Consider the following 19,133-nt stretch of genomic DNA (forward strand, 5'->3'; position numbering starts at 1 on the left):
AACAAAAAAAACGATAAAAATTAATGGCTTGGTTCTTCGTCCTTCTCTTTCTTAATCCGCAGGTAAATTTCCTCACGGTGAACCGCCACTTCTTTGGGGGCGTTGACACCAATACGCACTTGATTACCTTTGACGCCGAGCACGGTCACAGTGATCTCGCCATCACCAATGATCAGGCTTTCTGCGCACCGACGAGTCAGAATCAGCATACCTTTCTCCTCACGCATTACATTTTCAGGGACTACAGTCTGCAAAAAAAAGGGTGTTGGCCTACAACCGGGTCGGCTGCAGTCCTACACGCCTAAGTATTGACTAGCACGGGCAAAAGAACAGTTTTCTCCCGTGCCGATCAAAAACACAAAGGGCGCGGTCAGACCGCGCCCTTTCAAACACGCATCACTCGCCCTGTCGGGCCGGAGCGTCGAGCTCGAAAGCGGTGTGCAGCGCACGTACCGCCAATTCCAGGTACTTCTCCTCGATCACCACCGAAACCTTGATTTCAGAAGTGGAGATCATCTGGATGTTGATGCTCTCTTTAGCCAGGGCCTCGAACATGCGGCTGGCAACGCCCGCGTGGGAGCGCATGCCGACGCCAACGATCGATACCTTGGCAATGTCTGTGTCGCCTACCACTTCGCGGGCACCAATTTCACGTGCGGTGTTTTCCAGTACGGTCTGGGCCGCCACGTAGTCATTGCGGTGCACGGTGAAGGTGAAGTCGGTGGTGTTGTCGTGCGAAACGTTCTGCACGATCATGTCGACTTCAATATTCGCCGCGCTGATCGGGCCAAGGATCTTGAAGGCCACGCCAGGATTGTCTGGCACGCCACGGATAGTCAGCTTGGCTTCATCGCGGTTGAAAGCGATGCCGGAAATGATCGGCTGTTCCATGGATTCCTCTTCATCAATAGTAATGAGGGTGCCCGGACCCTCCTGAAAGCTGTGCAGAACGCGCAGCGGAACGTTGTACTTGCCAGCAAACTCGACCGCACGGATCTGCAACACCTTGGAACCGAGACTGGCCATTTCCAGCATCTCTTCGAAGGTGATCTTGTCCAGGCGCTGAGCCTTGGGCACAACCCGCGGATCGGTGGTGTAGACGCCGTCCACATCGGTATAGATCTGGCACTCATCGGCCTTCAGAGCCGCCGCCAGCGCCACACCGGTGGTATCGGAACCACCACGACCCAGGGTGGTGATGTTGCCGTGCTCGTCAACGCCCTGGAAACCGGCAACCACAACCACACGACCGGCTTTCAGATCGCCACGAATCTTCTGATCATCAATCTGTAGGATTCGCGCTTTATTGTGAGCGCTGTCGGTGAGAATGCGCACCTGGTTACCGGTATAGGACACTGCCGGAACACCGCGCTTGATCAACGCCATGGCCAGCAACGCGATAGTCACTTGCTCGCCGGTGGAGACGATCACATCCAGCTCACGGGGAACCGGTTTGGCTTCGCCACTGATCTGCTTGGCCAGATCGATCAGGCGGTTGGTTTCGCCACTCATCGCCGACAGCACGATCACCAGGTCATCGCCGGCTTCGCGGAACTTCTTCACCTTGTCGGCGACCTGCTCGATCCGCTCGACAGAGCCGACCGAGGTGCCTCCAAATTTCTGTACGATCAAAGCCATTTTCTAAGCCGCCTCAGCCCGTAAAGGGGCGCCCGTTAAACAATCAAACTGCACAGCGCAAGGGCCCGCCACTAGACGACGGGCCCGGCTCGGCGCCTTAAATACCCTGCTCGACAAATGGCACGGTCAGGGCCAGCGCGGCATCCAGTGCAGCGGCATCAACACCGCCGCCCTGCGCCATGTCTGGACGACCACCGCCCTTCCCGCCCACTGCCGCAGCGGCTTGCTTCATCAAATCACCGGCTTTGAGTTGGCCAGTCAGGTCCTTGGTTACACCGGCAACCAGTACGACCTTTTCCTCATGGACACTGCCGAGCAGGATCACTGCGCGGCCGAGTTTGTTTTTCAACTGATCCACCAGCGCCAGCAGCGCCTTGCCGTCCTGGCCGTCGAGACGCGCAGCCAGCACTTTCACGCCCTTGACGTCTGCCGCCTGAGCGGACAGATCATCGCCCGCGGCGCTTGCAGCCTTGGCCTGCAACTGCTCGAGTTGCTTCTCCAGCAAGCGGTTGCGTTCCAGCACTGCCGACAACTTGTCGATCAGGTTGTCGCGACTGCCCTTGACCAGGGTCGCCGCTTCCTTGAGTTGTTCTTCCGCCGCATTCAGGTACGCCAGGGCCGCAGCACCAGTCACTGCCTCGATACGACGCACGCCGGAAGCCACACCGCCTTCGCTGGTGATTTTCAGCAAGCCGATGTCGCCGGTACGGTTGGCGTGGATACCGCCGCACAGTTCTACCGAGAAGTCGCCGCCCATGCTCAGTACGCGCACGCTGTCGCCATACTTCTCGCCGAACAGCGCCATGGCGCCCTTCTTCTTGGCGGTATCGATATCGGTTTCTTCGGTTTCCACCGGGGTGTTCTTGCGAATCTCGGCGTTGACGATGTCTTCCAGCGCCTTGATCTGCTCAGGCTTGATCGCCTCGAAGTGGCTGAAGTCGAAACGCAGGCGCTGGCTGTCCACCAGCGAGCCCTTCTGCTGTACGTGCTCGCCCAGTACCTGGCGCAGCGCGGCGTGCAGCAAGTGGGTGGCCGAGTGGTTCAGCGAGGTCGCGTGGCGCACTTGCGCGTCGACCTGGGTTTCAACCGGCGCACCAACAGTCAGGCTACCCTTGGCCAGCACGCCATGATGCAGGAAGGCACCGCCGGTCTTGGTGGTGTCGCGCACGTCGAAACGCGCGTTGCCAGCCTGAAGATAACCGCAGTCACCGATCTGGCCGCCGGACTCGGCATAGAATGGGGTCTGGTCAAGAACCACCACACCCTCTTCGCCTTCGCTCAGCACGTCGACCGATTGCCCTTCCTTATAAAGAGCAACCACTTTCGCCGAACCGCTGGTGGCGTGGTAACCGGTGAACTCGGTGGCCACGTCGACCTTGACCAGGCTGTTGTAGTCCATGCCGAAGGAGCTGGCGGAGCGGGCACGCACACGCTGGGCTTCCATTTCGCGCTCGAAGCCTTCCTCGTCGAGGGTCAGGTTGCGCTCGCGAGCGATATCGCCAGTCAGGTCCATCGGGAAACCGTAGGTGTCGTACAACTTGAACACCACGTCCCCCGGCACCACCGAGCCTTTGAGCTCGGCCAGGTCCTGCTCGAGGATCTTCAAGCCCTGCTCCAGGGTCTTGGCGAACTGCTCTTCTTCGGCTTTGAGCACACGCTCGATGTGCGCCTGCTGGGACTTCAGCTCCGGGAAGGCTTCACCCATCTCGGCAACCAGGGCGGCAACGATCTGATAGAAGAAGCTGCCCTTGGCGCCCAGTTTGTTGCCGTGACGGCAAGCGCGGCGAATGATCCGGCGCAGCACATAGCCACGGCCTTCATTGGACGGCAGTACGCCGTCGGCAATCAGGAAGCCGCAGGAGCGAATATGGTCCGCCACCACTTTCAGCGAAGCCTGGGCATCGTTGGTGCAGCCGATGGCCTTGGCTGCCGCATCCAGCAGGCTCTGGAACAGGTCGATCTCATAGTTCGAGTGCACGTGCTGCAGCACCGCGCTGATCCGCTCCAGGCCCATGCCGGTGTCCACCGACGGCGCGGGCAACGGGTGCAACACGCCATCGGCGGTGCGGTTGAACTGCATGAACACGTTGTTCCAGATTTCGATGTAACGGTCGCCGTCCTCTTCCGGCGAGCCGGGCGGGCCGCCCCAGATATCGGCGCCGTGATCGTAGAAAATCTCGGTGCAAGGGCCGCACGGGCCGGTATCGCCCATGGTCCAGAAGTTGTCGGACGCGTAAGGCGCACCCTTGTTGTCGCCGATACGCACCATGCGCTCGGCGGGTACGCCGACTTCCTTGGTCCAGATGTCGTAGGCCTCGTCGTCAGTGGCATACACCGTGACCCAGAGCTTTTCCTTGGGCAGGTTGAGCCACTTGTCGGAGGTCAGGAAGGTCCAGGCGAAGGTGATCGCATCACGCTTGAAGTAGTCACCGAAGCTGAAGTTGCCCAGCATTTCGAAGAAGGTGTGGTGACGAGCGGTGTAACCGACGTTTTCCAGGTCGTTGTGCTTGCCGCCGGCGCGGACGCACTTCTGGCTGCTGACAGCGCGGGTATAGGCGCGCTTTTCCTGCCCCAGGAAGCAATCCTTGAACTGGTTCATCCCCGCGTTGGTGAACAGCAGGGTGGGGTCGTTGCCTGGGATCAAGGAGCTTGAGGCTACACGGGTGTGACCTTGCTCTTCGAAGAAGCGGAGGAAGGCTTCACGGATTTCTGCGCTTTTCATTAGGTTCTTCCACGGAGACTGCGGCCAAAGGCCTGTGCGCAACGTCAACAGACGAAACGACGGCAAAGGGCCGCATTATATCGGCGTTAATCACTAGGTACAGCGTGTTTGTAAGATACAAACAGTCAATTGGACGGAGAACACTGTCAGTTACGGGAAAACTCGGCAAAAGTGTTCAGCACGTACTCGATTTGCCCGGGGCTGACGTCCAGATGAGTGACCAGACGCAACCGTGATGCGGCGCTGAGCTTGATCCCGCGCTCGGCGGCGAATGCCTTGAGCGCCTCGGCCCGATCCCCCATCTCTACATACACCATGTTGGTCTGCGCCGGCTCGACACTGTAGCCCACCCGCCGCAGGCCATCGGCCAGCAATTGTGCATGGGCGTGGTCGTCGGCCAGACGCTGTACCTGATGGTCCAGGGCATACAGCCCCGCCGCCGCCAGACCGCCCGCCTGGCGCATGCCACCACCGACCATCTTGCGCAGGCGCCGGGCCTTGGCGATCAGTTCCACCGAGCCACACAGTACCGAGCCCACCGGCGCACCAAGACCTTTGGACAGGCACACCGACACCGAGTCGAAATGCTCGGCAATCACCCGCGCATCCACCCCCAGCTTGACCGCTGCGTTGTACAGCCGCGCGCCATCCAGATGCAGGGCCAGCCCGTGCTCGCGGGTAAAGGCCCGAGCCTGGGCCAGGTAGGCCAAGGGCAGCACCTTGCCCTGCATGGTGTTTTCCAGGGCCAGCAGGCGGGTGCGGGCAAAATGAAAGTCATCGGGCTTGATGGCCGCAGCCACCTGGACAAGGTCCAGCGAACCGTCAGCCTGCAATTCCAGGGGCTGGGGCTGGATAGAGCCGAGCACCGCCGCGCCCCCGCCTTCATATTTATAGGTATGGGCCTGTTGCCCGACGATGTACTCGTCACCCCGCTCACAGTGAGCCATCAAGGCCAGCAGGTTGCTCATGGTGCCCGAGGGCACGAACAGCGCCGCAGCAAAACCCAGGCGCCGCGCCAATTCTCCCTCCAACCGATTGACTGTCGGATCTTCGCCGTACACATCATCCCCGGTGGGCGCACTGGCCATGGCATCGAGCATGCCAGGGGTCGGCTGGGTCACGGTGTCACTACGAAGATCGATCACGCTCATCACATCTGGCCTCGGCTGTGGGACCTGCATGGTCCGCTTTTGAACAGGGGGAACTCCCTTTCGAAACGAAACTGCGGCCATGGCCGGCAATAATCAAGCAACAACTGTAGAAAAGCCTGAGTCTGGCGTTGAAAAATCCGATGAGAATTATCCAAAAGGCGCGATGCGTCTCGAGAGGATCTGTGTTAAAAACTCACCGCCCGCGAAAAATTGCGGGCAAACGTTCTCAGGGCGGGGTGCAATTCCCCACCGGCGGTAATTGCGTGCAATGCGCATAGCCCGCGAGCGCTTGGCGACAGCGGTGGTTTGGCCACAGGTGACGACAAGGTCAGCAGACTCGGTGTGATTCCGGGGCCGACGGTCATAGTCCGGATGAAGAGAGAACGGGATTGGCGCCAAAGGGCCGTTGCCGGGCAGTTCGTGGGAAATCCACGACCGTTCTGCGCGCACCCTTAAATCCCATTCGATTCATATATGCCCTGTTTTTCACATAAACAGGAGTCAGAACAGATGCAACCCACTGCAATCGATAGCAAAAGCAAACACCACCCCAACGAGCGCGTCGCCTTTATCCAGGCCTGCTGGCACAAGGAAATCGTCGATCAGAGCCGTCAGGGCTTCGTCGCTGAAATGCTCGCCCAGGGCTACCAGGAATCCGATATCGATCTCTTCGAAGTCGGCGGCGCCTTCGAAATCCCGCTGCACGCCAAACTGCTGGCCAAATCCGGTCGTTATACCGGGATCGTTGCTGCCGGCCTGGTGGTGGACGGTGGCATCTACCGTCACGAGTTCGTCGCCCAGTCGGTCATCAGCGGCCTGATGCAAGTGCAACTGGAAACCGAAGTGCCGGTCTTTTCGGTGGTGCTGACCCCACATCATTTCCATGCGGGTGAAGAGCATCAGAAGTTCTTCTTCGAGCACTTCGTGCACAAAGGCCAGGAAGCGGCGAGAACCTGCGCCGACACCCTGCAGAAGGTCCGCGCCCTGCGCCGTAACGAGCAGCGTGCGGTAGCGGTTTAAGCGTTAGCGGTATCACCGGCAAGCCGGCTCCTGCGGGGGCCCGGCTTGCCGGCGAACCTCAGGCCAGGCCGTCGGCCGTGGCCGGCACAATCAGAATCCCTGCGCGCAAGCCGTTCTTCACCTTGGGATTGGGGAAAATGATCCGTGCCCCCTCCTCCTCGATCACCCAGCGGGTCTGGGCAATATCCTCGGCCAGCAAGTAACCCACTTCCAGTTCGGAAAAGTTCTCGATGTCTGCCGGCAGATGCAGGTGGAAGCTGTCGCTGTGCTTGATGACTTCCCGAGCCACGCTGAACAACTGCAGCCCGTCGAGGCTGTCCTGCTCCGCAGGTGGTTCGCTACCGTCGATGATCTGCTTGAGCCGGGTTTCCAGACGCTCGACATTGACCCCCTGGTTTTGCCCGAATGGCCGTGCCTTGCCCAACTCCAGGGTGAAGGACTCGGCCCCCAACTGATCGTAGGTGTAGGCGCTGAAGACGATGGAAGGCTTGTTCTGCAACAGCACCGCTTCCATACCGGCGGCCCGCAGGCGTGCCAGCTCACGGCGTGAATGCTGACGCCCCTCCTTCCATGGGTACAGGGCAAACTGCTCGATCTTCGAGCCGCGGATTGCCGTGTGCAGGTCATAGTGCAAGCGTTGGCGATCGGGCTGGCTGAAGAAACTCGCCGCCAGGCGCTCCAGCTCACAGGCGCGCAGGGCTTCAACACCACTGCTCGATTCATGCCGGCCATTGAACAGCCGGTTGACGTCCTGCTCGACAAAGCGCTCGCCGCGGCGCATGGCCTCGGGGTTGCCGAACAGGAACAGGATACGTGCGCGGGGCTTCAGGTCACCCCGGGCGATGTCATGCAACAAACGGTCGAGCAGCTCGATGGGAGCCGTCTCGTTGCCATGGATCCCCGCTGACAGCAGCAGGTCCAGGCCGTTATCGCGAGCTTCGGGCGGCCGTACTTCCAAGGCCCCCTCGCTCAGCCAGCGCATGCGCACGCCGTCGACAGTCAGTTGAGTCTTCTCCGCCGGTTCACGGCCGGCGAGGGTCAGTTCAAGCAGTTTGCCGAGGGCGAGCATAGAGCGGACTTCCTTAGTGAGCGTGGCCGCAGTCAGGGCCGTGCACGTGATCATCGTCACCGGCGTCGGCCGGCTCCATTTCCAGTTGCAGGCTGACCAGGTTGGTCGCCAGCGGGCGCAGCAGCAGGCTGGCGTATTCCGCATCACCTTCTTCCACATCCACGCCGATCAGCAACTGGCCGCGGCCGTCCTGCTGGATCCACACTTCCTTGCCCTGCCACAGCACGGCGAAGCGGGTGCAGGACGTTTCCAGCTGAGTGCCGTCGGTGTCTTCAAGGATCAGCTGCAGGGTATCGCTCATGGGTCAGTTCTCATCTGGGGTGAAGCGGCGCGCCCGGGGTCGCCGGGCGCGGGCTTTCAATTGATCTGGAAAGGATAAACCGCGCCCAGTTTAAGGATTTGCGTCAGTTCATCCAGTGCCGTCCGGCACTCAAGCAGCAGTTGCGGGTCCGCCAGGTCGCTTTCGCTCAGGCGGTCTCGGTAGTGCTTGCCGACCCATTGGGTCAGGGTGTCGTACAACGGCGCGGTCATGATAACCCCAGGATTGACCGCCGCCAGCTCGGTTTCCTTGAGCGCCACGCGCAAACGCAGGCACGCCGGGCCACCGCCATTCTGCATGCTCTGCTTGAGGTCGAAGACCTTCACTTCACGAATCAGCCCGCCAGAGCTGGTGAGGCTTTGCAGGTACTGCCAGACCCGCTCGTTGCCGCGGCATTCCTCGGGCACGATCAGCAGCATCGAGCCGTCGGCGCGTGACAGCAACTGGCTGTTGAACAGGTAGGAGCGCACGGCATCCTCCACCGTCACCTGCGAGCGCGGCACGCAGATGGACTGGAAGTTGCCGCCGCGCGCGCCCAGCTTGCCCTGCAACTCGGCGAGCATCTTATCGGTCTCGAGGAAGGCGTCTTCGTGATAGAACAGCACCTCGCCATTGCCCACCGCGATCACGTCGTTGTGGAACACGCCCTGGTCGATCACCGAAGGGTTCTGCTGGGCATAGACCACCCCCTCCTCGCTCAGGCCATGCAACCTGGCGACGGCCTGGGAAGCTTCCAGGGTCTGGCGTGCCGGGTACTTCTGCGGTGCCGGGTAGCGAGTATCGAAAGCACTGCGACCGAAGACGAAGAACTCCACGCCGGCCTCGCCATATTCACGGCAGAAACGCGTGTGGTTGGCGGCGCCTTCGTCGCCGAACTGCGCCACCGCCGGTAGAGCCGCGTGATGGGCGAAGTGCTTCTGGTCAGCGAACATCGCCCTCAGCACGCGGCTGGTGGTGGGGTGCTCGATGCTGCGGTGGTATTTGCAGTTGAGGTTGGCGGCAGTGAAGTGCACACGGCCATCGGCGGTGTCGGCACTGGGGCTGACCGTGGCGGCGTTGGCCACCCACATGCTCGATGCCGAGCAACTGGCGACCAGCAATGGCATCGCCTGCTTGGCGGCCTGCTGGATGACTTGGGCGTCTGTTCCGGCAAAACCCAGGTTGCGCAGGGCGGCCACGTCCGGGCGCTCTTGCGGGGCGAGCACGCCTTGCTCAAAGCCCATTTCCATCAGCGCTTTCATTTTCGCCAGGCCTTGCAGCGCCGCTTCCCTGGGATTGGAGCCCTGCTGGCTGTTGCTCTGGGAGGCAACGTTGCCGTAGGACAGGCCGCCGTAGTTATGGGTCGGCCCCACTAGCCCGTCAAAATTGACTTCATAGGATTTCATCAGCGAGGCTCCACGAATCTGTTTGTTATAGGCAATCGATATCTACACATGGCGAACGCGGTGCGCTCGTTCGCCGACTCCTACACAGATCTGCAGGAGCCGGCTTGCCGGCAAAAAGGCCAAGCCAATCAGGGCAGGCGCACACCCGGCGTCAACGCGCTCGGCAGCACCAGGCTCGGCGTTTCCAGGGAAGCCACCGGGTACGCGCAGTAGTCCGCCGCGTAATAGGCACTGGCCCGATGGTTGCCCGAGGCCCCTACCCCACCGAATGGCGCGCTGCTGGCGGCGCCGGTCAACTGCTTGTTCCAGTTGACGATACCTGCTCGACTTTCCAGCCAGAACTGCTGGTAGCGCTCGGCAGAGTCCGACAACAGGCCGGCCGCCAGGCCGTACTGAGTGTTGTTGGCCTCGGCGATCGCGTCATCGAAATCAGCGTAGCGAATCACTTGCAGCAACGGCCCGAACAGCTCTTCATCAGGACGCTCAGCCACCGCCGTGACGTCCAGAATCCCTGGGGTCAGCAAGGCAGCCTGGGCCTGGGGCTGGGTCATTTCCAGCAGGGCTACGGCACCATTGGCCAACAACTGCTGCTGCGCATCCATCAGCGCGCGAGCGGCGCCCAGGGAAATCACCGAGCCCATGAACGGCGCGGGTTGCTGGTCAAACGCGCCGACTTCGATGCTCGCGCTAACCGCCACCAGGCGCGCCAGCAACGTGTCACCCCAGGCGCCTTGCGGCACCAGCAGGCGACGGGCGCAAGTACAACGCTGACCGGCAGAAATGAAGGCGGACTGGATGATGGTGTACACCGCGGCGTCCAGGTCGGCGACCTGCTCGACCACCAGGGGGTTGTTGCCGCCCATTTCCAGGGCCAGGATCTTGTCCGGGCGCCCGGCGAACTGCTGGTGCAGATGATTGCCGGTGCGGCTGGAACCGGTGAAGAACAACCCATCGATCCCCGGATTGGCCGCCAGGGCGATGCCGGTTTCCCGAGCGCCTTGCAGCAGGTTCAGCACACCTGCCGGCAGGCCGGATTCGATCCAGCACTGTACCGTCAGCTCGGCGACTTTCGGCGTCAGCTCGCTGGGTTTGAACAGCACGCTGTTACCGGCCAGCAAAGCGGGAACGATGTGCCCGTTAGGCAGGTGGCCAGGGAAGTTGTAGGGGCCGAACACCGCCACCACACCGTGGGGCTTGTGCCGCAGCACGGCGGTGGCGTCGCCCAGCGGGCCGCTCTTCTCACCGGTACGTTCGCGGTAGCTCTGCACCGAGATGGCGATTTTGTTGACCATGCTGGTGACTTCGGTGGCAGCTTCCCACAGCGGCTTGCCGGTTTCCTCGCCAATGCAGCGGGCCAGTTCGTCGGCTCGGTTCTTCAGGCCGGCGGCAAAGGCTTCGAGCACGCTGATGCGCTCTTCCAGCGACCGCTTGGCCCAGGCCGGAAACGCCTGGCGGGCGGCCTGCACGGCGCTCTCCACTTGCGCGGCCGTGGCACCGTTACCCGACCAGATGACCGCCTGAGTCACCGGATTGACCGAGGTAAAGGCCTCGCCCTGGCCGGCCAGCCATTGGCCGGCAATGTACAGCGTGCTCATTATTTCGACTCCCGAGAAGCAGACAGCGGAACCGCGCGGACCTGGTCGCCGGCGTTGAGTTGCAGGCGCTTGGCGGTCAGGGGATCGACCACCAGGGTGCCGGCGGCAAAGCGCGCCGGAGCCGCGGTGATGCGGCAGTCCTCGCGCTTGCGGTTGTGGATCAGGAACGGCGTGGCGTCGTCGCCCGGGGTGCCGATGGCCAGCACCAGCGCCTGGCTGTCACGCACTGCGCGGATCTTGCTGGTCTCGCACTCCACCGCCGGGCCGGCGTCGAAGATGTCGACATAGCCCTGGTAGCTGAAGCCTTCGCTCTTGAGCATGGCCAGCGCCGGCTCGGTGTCGGTGTGGACCTTGCCGATGACGTTGCGCGCATCTTCGGACAGGAAGCAGGTATAGAGCGGGAACTTGGGCATCAGCTCGGCGATGAAGGCCTTGTTGCCGACGCCGGTCAGGTAGTCGGCCTGGCTGAACTCCATCTTGAAGAAGTGCCGACCCAGGCTTTCCCAGAACGGCGAACGGCCATTCTCGTCGGACATGCCGCGCATCTCGGCAATGATCTTGTTGCCGAACAGTTGGGGGAACTCGGCGATGAACAACATCCGCGCCTTGGCCAGCATGCGGCCGTTGAGGCCGGTGCGGTAATCGGCATGCAGGAACAGCGAGCACAGCTCGGAGTTGCCGGTCAGGTCATTGGCCAGGAACAGCGTAGGGATCTCGCGGTAGATGTTCAGCTCCTGGGAGGCGCTGACCGTCAGGCCCACCCGGAAGTTGTACCAAGGCTCGCGCAGGCCGACGGCGCCAGCGATGGCGGAAATGCCCACCACCCGGCCGTTGTCGTCTTCCAGCACGAACAGGTAGTCCGCATCGCCGCGCTCGGCTTCACCGCGAAAGGTCTTTTCCGCCCAGCCAACCCGATGGGTCAGGCGCTCTTCGTTGGCCGGCAAGGTGGTGAGGCCAGTGCCGGTGCTGCGGGCCAGGTCGATCAGCGCGGGTAAATCGCTGCTGCGTACGGGACGAACGATCATGCTATCTCCTCAGACGCAGGCCGCTGGCGGCCTGCGCGAAACTCGCTGCTTCTAGGCTTGCTTTCCAGGTAGTGAAAGCAGGCGTTAAATCGCCACCAGGCGCACGCTGGCGCCTTCGCCGACGCCCAGGGCTTCGGCGGCTTGCAGGTCCAGGGTCACCGGTTTGCCCGGGGCGTAATCCAGCTCCAGCAACACGGCGCGGTAATCCTGCAACTGGCCGTTGGAGACCAGGTACTGGCGGCCGCCGCCCTTGGTCGCTTCACCGATCTTCACCGGCACCACGCGGCTCTGGGCAATCGAGCGGATACCCGAGACCCGCGCATGCAAGGTCGGGCCACCGTCGAAGATGTCGATGTAGTGATCGGTTTCAAAACCTTCGCGCATCAGGATGTCGAAGGTAATCTGTGCCCGCGGGTGCACCTGGCCCATGGCTTCCTGGGCCGCATCCGGCAGCAGCGGCACGTAGATCGGGTAATGGGGCATCAGCTCGGCGAGGAAGGTCCGGCTTTTCAGGCCGCACAGGCGCTCGGCCTCGGCGTAGTTGAGGTCGAAGAAGTTGCGCCCGATGGCATCCCAGAACGGCGAGTCGCCATGTTCGTCGCTGTAGCCGACAATCTCGGTCACCACCGAATCGGCGAAGCGCTCCGGGTGGCTGGCGACGAACAACAGGCGGCCGCGGGAGTTGAGCTCCGACCAGGCCGAGCCCACCAGCTCCGGCACCACGTAGAAACTGGTCAGCAGGCTGTTGCCGGTAAGGTCGTGGCACTGGGACAGGACGTGGATCTTGTTGTGGATCTTCAGCTCGCGGGAAGCGTGGACGAAGGTTTCGTTGCGAAAGCTGTAGAACGGCTCGGAGTAGCCGGCCGAGGCGACAATCGCCGAGCAGCCCACCAGCTTGCCGCTGTCGGTGTCTTCCAGGACGAAGAAGTAGCTCTCCTCACCGTTGAAGCTCACTTCAGCGGCGAACGAAGCCTCGCTTGCGGCGATCTTGTCGCTCAGGCGATCCACATCATCCGGCAAGGAGGTGACACCAATCGGGCTGTCTGCAGCCAGACGCTGTACCTCGCCCAGATCAGCCATTTGCGCGGGGCGCATCACCAGCATGGTGTCACTCCTTACTCTAAAACAGGTCGGAAACCGTCCGACTCAGGGAAAAAAATGCCGGGATAGCCCGGCACAGGAATTAGGCTCGACGCCGGCCGCAAAGGCCGGCGCCGAGAAGCACCGCCGCCCAGGATCAGGCTTGAGTCAATTTCGCCACGGCGCGCTCGAAGCGGTCCAGGCCCTGATCGATATCGGCATCCTCGACCACCAGGCTCGGCGCGAAGCGCACCACGTCAGGGCCGGCTTGCAGAATCATCAGGCCTTCTTTCTCGGCCGCGTTGAACACGTCCTTGGCCTTGCCCTTCCAGGCCTCGCTGAGCACGCAACCGAGCAACAGGCCCAGGCCGCGGACTTGCGTGAACAGGCCGTACTTCTCGCCGATCTGCAACAGGCGGGTCTTGAAGCGGTCGTGCTTGGCCTTGACGCCGTTCAGCACCTCAGGGGTGTTGATCACGTCGATCACTGCACCGGCCACCGCACAGGCCAGCGGATTGCCGCCGTAGGTGGTGCCGTGGGTGCCGACCACCAGGTGCTTGGCCAGTGCTTCGGTGGTGAGCATCGCCGCAATCGGGAAACCACCGCCCAGGCTCTTGGCACTGGTGAGGATGTCCGGGGTCACGCCGTAATGCTGATAGGCGAACAGTTCGCCGCTGCGGCCCATGCCGGTCTGCACTTCGTCGAACACCAGCAGCGCGTTGTGCTGGTCGCACAGCTCGCGGGCGCCTTGCAGGTAGGCCAGTTCGGCCGGCAGCACGCCGCCCTCGCCCTGGATCGGCTCCAGCACCACGGCGCAGGTCTTGTCGGAAACCGCGGCTTTCAGGGCGGCCAGATCGTTGTACGGCACATGAGTGATGCCGGTGATCTTCGGACCGAAGCCATCGGAATACTTGGACTGGCCACCCACGTTCACGGTGAACAGGGTACGGCCGTGGAAGCTGTTCAGGGCCGCGATGATTTCGTACTTCTCGGCGCCGAAACGATCGTGAGCCACGCGACGGGCCAGCTTGAAAGCGGCCTCGTTGGCTTCTGCGCCGGAGTTGCAGAAGAACACGCGCTCGGCGAAGGTGGCGTCGATCAGTTTATGGGCCAGGCGCAGGGCCGGCTCGTTGGTGAAGACGTTGGACACATGCCACAGCTTGCCCGCTTGCTCGGTCAGTGCGCCTACCAGGGCCGGATGGGCGTGGCCCAGTACGTTGACCGCGATGCCACCGGCGAAGTCGATCAGTTCCCGACCCGACTGATCCCATACTCGGGACCCCGCGCCACGCACAGGAATGAAGGCCGCAGGTGCGTAGTTGGGAACCATCACCTGGTCGAAATCGGCGCGTTGCACCGGAGCTTGCTCAACGGACATCGGAGTCTCCTGAAGAGGAACACCCGCCTGAAACTGGCGAGCGATGGAGGGATTGTAAGGACAGTTTTGTGCCCGGCCTTGTCGCCAAGCGACAACTTCTTATAGCGCCAACCCAGGTTTTAAGCGGGTTTATGGCAATGCGACAAATAGCGTCGCAAAGGCGCAGTTTAAACTGCGCACAGCCTCAGCGGCAGATTTGCCGGGCAATTTGCCAAGGTAATTACCCAGGTAGTTACGTGGCGGGCGGCCCCAAATCTCGAAAAGGTTATCGACGTTACGACAAGAGGGCATCGAACGGGATTTGGCGGGCGAGCGGGTGGCCTGTGGGATTGGCCGGCAAGCCGGCTCCTACAATACGGGGTCAACCGCGCTCGGAGGGCACGGAGGAGAGTTCGAACGGGCTGCTGCTGCGCCGCTGATTGCGATCTTCGCGCGGGGTGGCGCCAAAGAAGTTGCGGTAAGCGCTGGAGAAGTGCGGGCCGGAGGAGAAACCACAGGACAGGCCGATCTGGATGATCGACTTGCTGGTCTGCATCAGCATCTGCCGGGCCTTGTTCAAGCGCAGCTCCAGGTAATACTGGCTGGGCACGCGGTTCAGGTACTGCTTGAAGATCCGCTCCAACTGACGACGGGAAACACAGACGTGCTGGGCAATCTCGTCGGTGGTCAGCGGCTCCTCGATATTGGCTTCCATCAGCAGCACTGCCTGGGTGAGTTTCGGATGGCTGGAACCCAGGCGATTTTGCAGCGGGATACGCTGGCGCTCGCCACCTTCACGAATGCGCTCCACCACCAGCTCCTCGGACACCGCACCGGCCAGCTCGGCGCCATGATCCCGGGCCAGCACCGCCAGCAGCAGGTCCAGCACCGACATGCCACCGCACGCGGTCAGGCGATCACGGTCCCAGTCGAACAGATGGCTGGTGGCGATGACCTTGGGAAAACGCTCGGCGAAATCATCCTGCCAGCGCCAGTGCACCGCTGCCCGATAACCATCGAGCAAACCCAGTTGCGCCAAGGGATAAACCCCGGCTGACAGCCCACCAATCACACAGCCGGCACGCACCAGTTGCTTGAGGGCACTGCTCAAGCCGGAACTCATCGGCGCCGGCGGCTCGTCCGCCAGCAGGAACAGTTTCTGACAACCTTCCAGCTTACCCGCCCAAGGCTCGCCCGGCAGTTGCCAGGCGCCTTCGGCCGGGGCTTCGGCCTGCAGGAAAGCCAGCTCATAGACCACTTCCGGGTGCACCCGCTGGGCAACACGCAAGGCCTCCTCGGCCAGCGCCAGCGTCAAGGCTTTAGTGCTGGGCCAAATCAGGAAACCAATTCGATGGGCAGTCATGGCGGGCAATCCGAAACGAAAACAAGGTGAGAAGCCAAGGGCGGCAGCACCAAGTTAGACCATCTGGCGCGCGGTGCGCAGCATGACCTAATTTGGTGCATAACGGCAGCTATTACTTGAGGCTGCCCGAGAGGAATTGTTGCAAACGTTCTGATTGCGGGTTCACCAGCACTTCACGCGGGTTGCCGCTCTCTTCCACCACACCTTTGTGCAAGAACACCAGCTGGTTGGACACCTCACGGGCAAAGCCCATTTCGTGGGTCACCACCACCATGGTCCGGCCTTCCTGGGCCAGGGCCTGCATGACCTTCAGAACGTCACCCACCAGTTCCGGGTCCAGGGCCGAGGTCGGCTCGTCGAACAGCATGACTTCCGGCTCCATCGCCAGGGCGCGGGCAATCGCCACCCGTTGCTGCTCGCCACCGGACATGTGCCCCGGATAGGCATCCTTGCGGTGCGCCACACCGACCTTGGCCAGGTAGTGCTCGGCTTTTTCGCGAGCCTCGGCCTTGGACACACCCAGCACATGCACCGGCGCTTCCATGATGTTTTCAATCGCGGTCATGTGCGACCACAGGTTGAAATGCTGGAACACCATCGACAGGCGCGAGCGCATGCGCTGCAGCTGCTTGGGATCGGCGGCCTTCAAGGCGCCGTCCTTGTTGGCTACCAGCTTCAGCTCTTCGTTATTCAGCAGGATCTTGCCCGCATGGGGCTGCTCCAGCAGGTTGATGCAGCGCAGGAATGTACTCTTGCCCGAGCCACTGGAGCCGATGATGCTGATCACATCGCCAGCTGCGGCCTTCAGGGACACGCCCTTGAGCACTTCGTGACTGCCATAGCGCTTATGCAGGTCTTGGACTTCAAGTTTGTACATGCGGTCGGTTCTCACAAAAACAGTCAGTCGTTGAGCAAGCGCCCGTGACGCAGCGCTTCGCGCCCCGCCACCTTGGCCAGCCAGAAACCGGGTTGGGCATAACGCAGCCGCTCAACGGCGAACAGCACGCCGCTGGTGCCAGCACACACCGTGCTGACCCGATCGGATAAGGGATCAATCACTTCAAAAACCGGCTCGCCCGCCTCCACCCAGCAACCGGCCGGACGCAGAAAGCTCACCACGCCGGGGTGCGGCGCATACAGCAGTTGGGTGCCTTCGAAAGGCATGGCCTCGCAGGCTTCGCGCCCAGGGGCCGGCCAGTCACCGGCAATCAACCCCTGCTCGGCAAGAAACGCCAGGATGCCTTCGGCGTGCGCTTCGGCCTGAGGCCGCCCGGTGTCGGCCTGGCCGCCCAGTTCAAGGGTGGTTGCCAGGCAAGCCAAGGGGATCTGCGCTTCAGGGAATTGCCGCGACAGGCGCAACCAGGGCAACGAACAGGCTTCGTCGAACGAACTGCCACCGGAATCTTCCGCCAGCAGGCCGACCTTCACATCCAGGTGCGCGGCCAGGGAGCGCCACTGCGGCCAATGCTGCGGCAATGCATACATGTGCAGCGCCGCCTCGGCATCGCAATGCAGGTCCAGCACCACATCAGCGCTGCAGGCATGGCTCAGGAGCACCCGCTGCATGCCCTGCAACTGGCTGGACGCCGGTGGGAGCTCAGCCAGCACCTCGGCCATGGCCTGGCGAATCAGGCGCACATTGGCGTGCGGATCATCCCCCAGGCGCCCTTGCAGGCGCTGGCCGACCGGCTCGCTCAACTCGACGAAATCACGGTTGAAGTTCTTGCCGCTGCCGGCCTCGAAACGCCCCTGGTGATTGCCTTGCAGCAACTGGCCCAGGCCCAGTGGGTTAGCCACCGGCACCAGCTCGATGACGCCATTGAGAGCCCCCTGGGCTTCCAGTTCGCCAAGGCGCTTCTTGAGCTCCCAGGCAGTGCGCATGCCCGGCAACTCGTCAGCATGCAGGCTGGCCTGGATATAGGCCTTGCGCTCGCCGCTGCCGAAACGGAACACCGAGATATGCCGCTCGCTGCCCAGGTGGCTCCAGGGCAATGGATGATCGATGCGTTCCATATCAGTGCTTCCGCGGCGCCAGGTAGCGCAGCCAGCGGCCTTCGGCCAGCTTGAACAGGCGCACCAGGATAAAGGTCAGGCACAGGTAGAACACGCCGGCGGTGATGTAGGCCTCGAACGGCAGGTAGTACTGCGCGTTGACCGTCCGCGCCGCGCCGGTGATGTCGATCAGGGTCACGATGGACGCCAGACTGGTGGTCTGCAGCATCATGATCACTTCGTTGCTGTACTGCGGCAGCGCCCGGCGCAGAGCCGATGGCAAGAGAATGCGGCGGTACATCTTGTAGCGCGACATGCCCATGGCCTTGGCCGCCTCGATCTCGCCATTGGGCGTGGCCTTGAGGCTGCCGGCAATGATTTCCGCGGTGTAGGCGCTGGTGTTGATGGCAAAGGCCAGGCAGGCGCAGAAAGTCGCGCTGGACAGCCAGGGCCAGAGGAAACTCTCGCGCACCGCTTCGAACTGGGCCAGGCCGTAGTAGATCAGGAACAGCTGCACCAGCATCGGCGTGCCGCGGATCACATAGGTGTAGAGCCAGGCTGTCATGTTCACCAGCGGCTGCTTGGATACCCGCATCAGCCCCAGGGGCAGCGCCACCAGCAAACCGAAGAACAGCGACAGCGCCAACAGTTTCAGGGTGGTCAGCAGGCCGCCGAAGTACAGTGGCAGGGCCTCATAGATGACGTTGTAGTCGAAGATCATAGATCAGCCGCCCTTACGCCTACCGAGTAGCGCTTCTCAAGGTAACGCAGTGCCAGCAACGAGACGCTGGTGATCACCAGGTACATCGCCGCCACTGCAAGGAAGAAGGTAAATGGCTCGCGAGTGGCATCCGCCGCCTGCTTGGCCTTGAACATCATGTCTTGCAGGCCCACCACGGAAATCAGCGCGGTCGCCTTGGTCAGTACCAGCCAGTTGTTGGTAAAGCCGGGAATCGCCAGGCGAATCATCTGCGGCACCATCACCCGGAAGAACACCTGGAAGCTGCTCATGCCGTAGGCCATGCCGGCTTCCGCCTGCCCCTTGGGTATCGCCATGAAGGCGCCACGGAAGGTTTCGGAGAGGTAGGCACCAAAGATGAAGCCCAGGGTGCCGATACCGGCCGCCAGCGGATTGAGGTCGATGTAATCGTCATAACCCAGCAGCGGCGCCACTCGGTTGAGCAGGTCCTGGCCGCCGTAGAAGATCAGCAGGATCAGCACCAGGTCGGGAATACCGCGGATTACCGTGGAGTACAGATCGCCCAGCCAGGCCAGCCAGCGCACCGGTGAGAGGCGCAGCGCAACCCCGATCAGACCCAGAACAATGGCCAGGGCCATGGACGACAAGGCGAGCTGAAGCGTCAGCCAAGCGCCATCGAGGATGACAGCCCCGTAGCCTTTCAACATGATTCAGGTC

17 protein-coding genes and 1 riboswitch are annotated in these 19,133 nt (G+C 62.1%); of the genes, 1 reads left to right on the forward strand and 16 read right to left on the reverse strand.

Annotated features, from left to right (window positions below):
• Positions 1–20: 20 nt before the first annotated feature.
• From csrA to ltaE, 4 genes are all read right to left on the reverse strand, one after another.
• Positions 21–209 (reverse strand): carbon storage regulator CsrA, encoded by a 189-nt coding sequence (gene csrA / locus KCG88_RS08975; RefSeq protein ID WP_002554426.1) that lies wholly within the window; start codon positions 207–209, stop codon positions 21–23.
• 187 nt (positions 210–396) lie between these two features.
• Entirely contained in the window at positions 397–1,638 is a 1,242-nt protein-coding gene (locus tag KCG88_RS08980; protein WP_047288544.1) for an aspartate kinase, read from the reverse strand.
• Positions 1,639–1,735: 97 nt separating this feature from the next.
• Positions 1,736–4,360, reverse strand: a complete 2,625-nt coding sequence (gene alaS, locus KCG88_RS08985) for an alanine--tRNA ligase (RefSeq protein WP_019093136.1) — start codon at positions 4,358–4,360, stop codon at positions 1,736–1,738.
• A gap of 146 nt (positions 4,361–4,506) precedes the next feature.
• The gene (ltaE, locus tag KCG88_RS08990) at positions 4,507–5,511 is read right to left on the reverse strand and encodes a low-specificity L-threonine aldolase (RefSeq protein ID WP_210712251.1); all 1,005 of its coding nucleotides are present in this window, start codon (positions 5,509–5,511) and stop codon (positions 4,507–4,509) included.
• A gap of 218 nt (positions 5,512–5,729) precedes the next feature.
• Positions 5,730–5,900: riboswitch (FMN riboswitch) on the forward strand.
• 121 nt (positions 5,901–6,021) lie between these two features.
• Between ltaE and KCG88_RS08995 the strand changes: the two genes are divergently transcribed.
• Entirely contained in the window at positions 6,022–6,531 is a 510-nt protein-coding gene (locus tag KCG88_RS08995; RefSeq protein WP_047288549.1) for a 6,7-dimethyl-8-ribityllumazine synthase, read from the forward strand.
• A 58-nt stretch (positions 6,532–6,589) separates the two neighbouring features.
• On the opposite strand, the gene astE is transcribed toward KCG88_RS08995, so the two are convergent.
• The 12 genes from astE to KCG88_RS09055 form a co-directional block, all read right to left on the reverse strand.
• Complete coding sequence (astE, locus tag KCG88_RS09000; protein WP_047288551.1) at positions 6,590–7,600, reverse strand: succinylglutamate desuccinylase; 1,011 nt, start codon at positions 7,598–7,600, stop codon at positions 6,590–6,592.
• A gap of 13 nt (positions 7,601–7,613) precedes the next feature.
• Positions 7,614–7,901, reverse strand: coding sequence for a hypothetical protein (locus KCG88_RS09005; RefSeq protein ID WP_011062766.1), 288 nt, complete (start codon positions 7,899–7,901; stop codon positions 7,614–7,616).
• 56 nt (positions 7,902–7,957) lie between these two features.
• The gene (gene astB, locus KCG88_RS09010; protein ID WP_210712252.1) at positions 7,958–9,304 is read right to left on the reverse strand and encodes an N-succinylarginine dihydrolase; all 1,347 of its coding nucleotides are present in this window, start codon (positions 9,302–9,304) and stop codon (positions 7,958–7,960) included.
• 128 nt (positions 9,305–9,432) lie between these two features.
• Complete coding sequence (astD, locus tag KCG88_RS09015; RefSeq protein ID WP_210712436.1) at positions 9,433–10,902, reverse strand: succinylglutamate-semialdehyde dehydrogenase; 1,470 nt, start codon at positions 10,900–10,902, stop codon at positions 9,433–9,435.
• A complete protein-coding gene (gene astA, locus KCG88_RS09020) occupies positions 10,899–11,924 on the reverse strand; it encodes an arginine N-succinyltransferase (RefSeq protein WP_016968175.1) in 1,026 nt (341 codons plus the stop codon). The genes astD and astA overlap by 4 nt, the downstream gene beginning before the upstream one ends.
• An 84-nt stretch (positions 11,925–12,008) precedes the next feature.
• Complete coding sequence (aruF, locus tag KCG88_RS09025) at positions 12,009–13,028, reverse strand: arginine/ornithine succinyltransferase subunit alpha (protein ID WP_210712253.1); 1,020 nt, start codon at positions 13,026–13,028, stop codon at positions 12,009–12,011.
• A gap of 133 nt (positions 13,029–13,161) precedes the next feature.
• Positions 13,162–14,382 carry an aspartate aminotransferase family protein gene (locus KCG88_RS09030; RefSeq protein WP_047337577.1) on the reverse strand — a complete coding sequence of 407 codons (1,221 nt, stop codon included), beginning with the start codon at positions 14,380–14,382 and terminating at the stop codon, positions 13,162–13,164.
• A gap of 361 nt (positions 14,383–14,743) precedes the next feature.
• A complete protein-coding gene (argR, locus tag KCG88_RS09035) occupies positions 14,744–15,724 on the reverse strand; it encodes a transcriptional regulator ArgR (RefSeq protein ID WP_011062772.1) in 981 nt (326 codons plus the stop codon).
• 112 nt (positions 15,725–15,836) lie between these two features.
• Positions 15,837–16,601 carry an ATP-binding cassette domain-containing protein gene (locus tag KCG88_RS09040; protein WP_011062773.1) on the reverse strand — a complete coding sequence of 255 codons (765 nt, stop codon included), beginning with the start codon at positions 16,599–16,601 and terminating at the stop codon, positions 15,837–15,839.
• A 23-nt stretch (positions 16,602–16,624) separates the two neighbouring features.
• Positions 16,625–17,737 carry a succinylglutamate desuccinylase/aspartoacylase family protein gene (locus KCG88_RS09045; protein ID WP_210712254.1) on the reverse strand — a complete coding sequence of 371 codons (1,113 nt, stop codon included), beginning with the start codon at positions 17,735–17,737 and terminating at the stop codon, positions 16,625–16,627.
• Between the two features lies 1 nt (position 17,738).
• Positions 17,739–18,437 (reverse strand): ABC transporter permease, encoded by a 699-nt coding sequence (locus tag KCG88_RS09050; protein ID WP_011062775.1) that lies wholly within the window; start codon positions 18,435–18,437, stop codon positions 17,739–17,741.
• Positions 18,434–19,123, reverse strand: a complete 690-nt coding sequence (locus KCG88_RS09055; protein ID WP_011062776.1) for an ABC transporter permease — start codon at positions 19,121–19,123, stop codon at positions 18,434–18,436. Before KCG88_RS09055 ends, KCG88_RS09050 begins: the two co-directional genes overlap by 4 nt.
• Positions 19,124–19,133: the final 10 nt, after the last annotated feature.

The sequence above is a fragment of the Pseudomonas sp. MWU349 genome (assembly GCF_017947325.1).
Taxonomy (GTDB): Bacteria; Pseudomonadota; Gammaproteobacteria; order Pseudomonadales; family Pseudomonadaceae; genus Aquipseudomonas; species Aquipseudomonas protegens.

What these genes read in the sequence shown, in the direction of transcription:
- csrA (WP_002554426.1), bottom strand. Translation starts at nt 209, where the DNA reads ATGCTGATTCTGACTCGTCGGTGCGCAGAAAGCCTGATCATTGGTGAT.
- KCG88_RS08980 (WP_047288544.1), bottom strand. Translation starts at nt 1,638, where the DNA reads ATGGCTTTGATCGTACAGAAATTTGGAGGCACCTCGGTCGGCTCTGTC.
- alaS (WP_019093136.1), bottom strand. Translation starts at nt 4,360, where the DNA reads ATGAAAAGCGCAGAAATCCGTGAAGCCTTCCTCCGCTTCTTCGAAGAG.
- ltaE (WP_210712251.1), bottom strand. Translation starts at nt 5,511, where the DNA reads ATGAGCGTGATCGATCTTCGTAGTGACACCGTGACCCAGCCGACCCCT.
- KCG88_RS08995 (WP_047288549.1), top strand. Translation starts at nt 6,022, where the DNA reads ATGCAACCCACTGCAATCGATAGCAAAAGCAAACACCACCCCAACGAG.
- astE (WP_047288551.1), bottom strand. Translation starts at nt 7,600, where the DNA reads ATGCTCGCCCTCGGCAAACTGCTTGAACTGACCCTCGCCGGCCGTGAA.
- KCG88_RS09005 (WP_011062766.1), bottom strand. Translation starts at nt 7,901, where the DNA reads ATGAGCGATACCCTGCAGCTGATCCTTGAAGACACCGACGGCACTCAG.
- astB (WP_210712252.1), bottom strand. Translation starts at nt 9,304, where the DNA reads ATGAAATCCTATGAAGTCAATTTTGACGGGCTAGTGGGGCCGACCCAT.
- astA (WP_016968175.1), bottom strand. Translation starts at nt 11,924, where the DNA reads ATGATCGTTCGTCCCGTACGCAGCAGCGATTTACCCGCGCTGATCGAC.
- aruF (WP_210712253.1), bottom strand. Translation starts at nt 13,028, where the DNA reads ATGCTGGTGATGCGCCCCGCGCAAATGGCTGATCTGGGCGAGGTACAG.
- KCG88_RS09030 (WP_047337577.1), bottom strand. Translation starts at nt 14,382, where the DNA reads ATGTCCGTTGAGCAAGCTCCGGTGCAACGCGCCGATTTCGACCAGGTG.
- argR (WP_011062772.1), bottom strand. Translation starts at nt 15,724, where the DNA reads ATGACTGCCCATCGAATTGGTTTCCTGATTTGGCCCAGCACTAAAGCC.
- KCG88_RS09040 (WP_011062773.1), bottom strand. Translation starts at nt 16,601, where the DNA reads ATGTACAAACTTGAAGTCCAAGACCTGCATAAGCGCTATGGCAGTCAC.
- KCG88_RS09045 (WP_210712254.1), bottom strand. Translation starts at nt 17,737, where the DNA reads ATGGAACGCATCGATCATCCATTGCCCTGGAGCCACCTGGGCAGCGAG.
- KCG88_RS09050 (WP_011062775.1), bottom strand. Translation starts at nt 18,437, where the DNA reads ATGATCTTCGACTACAACGTCATCTATGAGGCCCTGCCACTGTACTTC.
- KCG88_RS09055 (WP_011062776.1), bottom strand. Translation starts at nt 19,123, where the DNA reads ATGTTGAAAGGCTACGGGGCTGTCATCCTCGATGGCGCTTGGCTGACG.